The sequence below is a fragment of the Actinomyces oris genome (assembly GCF_001937445.1).
Lineage (GTDB): Bacteria > Actinomycetota > Actinomycetes > Actinomycetales > Actinomycetaceae > Actinomyces > Actinomyces acetigenes.
Genome location: NZ_MSKS01000046.1, coordinates 1 through 1,712, shown reverse-complemented (window position 1 = coordinate 1,712; position 1,712 = coordinate 1). Strand labels below are relative to the sequence as shown.

The window sequence follows — 1,712 nt, the reverse complement described above, 5'->3', positions numbered from 1 at the left end:
GGCTCAGGCAGGCCGATGCGCGTTCTCAGGTGAGCCGGCTCTCGTCTCAGCGGGTCTTGGTGGTGCCCTGCGACGATCCGTTGGACTCGATGCGCTTGGCCAGGCAGTGGTCGGAGTCGTAGCCCTGGGCGTCGCACCAGGCGTTGGCCTGGTCGGCGTCGTCGTAGAGCTCACCGGACAGGGTCACCCACCAGCCGCTGACGTCGTAGACCGGCCACTGGCTGGTCTCGATGATGACGGCCTTCGGATTGGACTGCCGAGTCTTCAGGAACTCCGCGAGAATCGAGCGGTTGTTCCAGGTCTGCCCCTCGGCCACCAGGCCGACCTTCTTGGAGGACAGCTGCGGGGTCCACTTGCCCCGCATGCTGTTCATGACGATGGGGTAGTCGTGCTTGATCTGCCACTGGATGGCGTCCCCGGCGGCCTGCTCGTCCTGCGCCTCCTGGTTGGCGTTGGCGCTCGCTGAGGAGGCGATGGTCATCGGGGAGTTCGTCGAGCTCTTCGCGGTGACGCTGGTTGAGGTGCCGCGGTCGAAGGAGGGCCTGACCGACAGGCCCTTGAGGTCGAGGTCCTTGGCGGTGCGGAAGTAGTGCTCCTCGCCGAAGCGCAGCGTCACTGTCCGCCCGCCGTTGGGGATGATGAGCGGGTCGCTGGAGAGGTCGAAGGTTCCCGAGGCCACGAGGTGATCGACGTCGGCGCCGCCGGTGGGGCTGGTGGAGCTGTAGACGAGGACCTGGTTGGACGATCCGGCCAGGAAGTCGCCCTCGGCGCAGGAGGTCGCCATGGTGCCCTGGACCTTGAGCTCGCCCTGGCCGTCCTCCACTGAGGTGATCGTGAAGGTTGGCATGCTGGAGCAGGCCTTGACCGCGCCCGAGGGCAGGGCCGACGCGGTGGACGTGGCCGCGGCGTCGGCGTGGCCGTTCTGCTTGCCGTCCTTGTCGCCGTTGCTGTCGGCCTTGTCCCGGGAGGTGTCGGAGGAGTCTCCGTCCTTGCCCTTGTTGGCGAAGTAGTTGCCGGCCCACAGGCCGCCTCCGCCGACGATGACGAGCAGGAGGACCACGATGATCGCGATCAGGCGCCCGGTGCTGGATGTCGACGGCTGATTCCGCTGAGGGGGTGGCATCTGGGCCATCATCTGGGGGCCGAACATGTCCAGCTCCACGGCCGGCTGACCGGCGGAGAAGCCCGACGGCGCCCCGCTGGGGGTCTCGGCCCAGGCGGCGATGTCCTCGGCCGACGGCGGCGGGGGTACGGGAAGGGCCGCTGACTCGGCTGAGCCCGCGGCAGGAGCTGCCGAGCCCGCTGTCCAGCCGCTGACCACAGCCACGGACTGGGCTGAAGCCGTGAAATCAGTCGTGTCAGCCGAGTCGACCTCGTGCCGCTGCGAGGCGGGGGCGAGGACGGTCGTGTCGTTGTTGTCGGAGTCCGCAGCCGCGTCGGCGGCGGCCTCCGGCTCGGCATCGGGCTCAGTGGCGGTCTCATCCGCAGACGCCGCGGCCTGCGCGTCCTCGGCCAGTTCATCACCTGCGGCGTCCTCGACGTGCTCATCGGCAGACTCGTCGACGGCGGTTTCCTCGGCCGCCTGCTCCTCAGAGGCATCGTCCTCAGGCTGATCGGTCCCCGACTCCTGAGCCTCGCGGGTTGCAGTCTCTGCATCGGGCTCGACGGCAGTCTCAGCCGCGTCAGAGTCCTCGGCAGCCTCGGTAGACTCC

1 pseudogene is annotated in these 1,712 nt (G+C 68.7%); it reads right to left on the bottom strand.

Features of this window, described 5'->3' with window-relative positions:
- Positions 1 to 46: 46 nt before the first annotated feature.
- Positions 47 to 1,712 (bottom strand): annotated as a pseudogene (locus BKH20_RS11290) (hypothetical protein); the annotation flags it as partial.